The sequence below is a fragment of the Erythrobacter sp. EC-HK427 genome (assembly GCF_902498745.1).
Lineage (GTDB): Bacteria > Pseudomonadota > Alphaproteobacteria > Sphingomonadales > Sphingomonadaceae > Alteraurantiacibacter.
Genome location: NZ_LR701479.1, coordinates 2,777,808 through 2,778,522 on the forward strand (window position 1 = coordinate 2,777,808; position 715 = coordinate 2,778,522).

1 protein-coding gene and 1 tRNA gene are annotated in these 715 nt (G+C 61.8%); one reads left to right on the forward strand and one right to left on the reverse strand.

Annotated elements, in window-relative coordinates; genetic code table 11:
- Positions 1-11: 11 nt before the first annotated feature.
- Entirely contained in the window at positions 12-332 is a 321-nt protein-coding gene (gene yajC / locus GC121_RS13540; RefSeq protein ID WP_151975201.1) for a preprotein translocase subunit YajC, read from the reverse strand.
- 216 nt (positions 333-548) lie between these two features.
- Here yajC and GC121_RS13545 point away from each other — a divergent pair.
- Positions 549-625 (forward strand) — tRNA-Pro (locus tag GC121_RS13545).
- Positions 626-715 lie beyond the last annotated feature (90 nt).

Genomic DNA, 715 nt, shown 5'->3' on the forward strand with positions numbered 1-715 from the left:
CAGTCTGTCAATCAGTCGTTTGCGGGCGTGCCGCCGGGCGGGATGATGTCGCCGATGGTGGCCTTCACCACCTTGACGCGGGTGCCCTGCGCGATTTCGATTTCGGCGTAATCATCATCAACCTTGATGACCTTGCCGATAATGCCGCCCGCAGTCACGACCTTGTCGTTCTTCTTGACGCTGGCGATCTTGGCCTGGTGTTCCTTGTGCCGCTTCATCTGCGGACGGAACAGCAGGAACCAGAAAATCAGGATCATGCCGACAATCGGCAGAAACTGCACCCAGCCCGGAGGCGCTTCGGCACCGGCTGCGGCGGAAAGAAAATCAAGCATCGTGTCGGCCCATCCCGATCATGTTCAAAACCAAAATGCCGGGAACCGGTCGGGGCGAAACACTATCGCCACGTCCCCTCCCGAGGTGTGGATGCCGCGCCTAGCAGCATTGCCGACAGGTGGCAATTGGACTGCGCGCGATCAAGTGCGTCGCTGGAGAATCGCGGCGCTTGCCATCGCGGGCCGCGCTTTATATAGGCGCGGTTCCACTGGCATCGGGACGTGGCGCAGTCTGGTAGCGCACTATACTGGGGGTGTAGGGGTCGCAGGTTCGAATCCTGTCGTCCCGACCAGTGGATTTCCTCCCCGCTTTCGCAACGGCTTTGGCAGGCAAGGCGCGCACCGTGTGGTGCGGCCCGCCTGCGCAAACCGGTCTGCGCGCC

Bases quoted from the DNA above. Each gene is read 5' to 3' on its own strand.
- yajC (WP_151975201.1), bottom strand. From the start codon at position 332: ATGCTTGATTTTCTTTCCGCCGCAGCCGGTGCCGAAGCGCCTCCGGGC.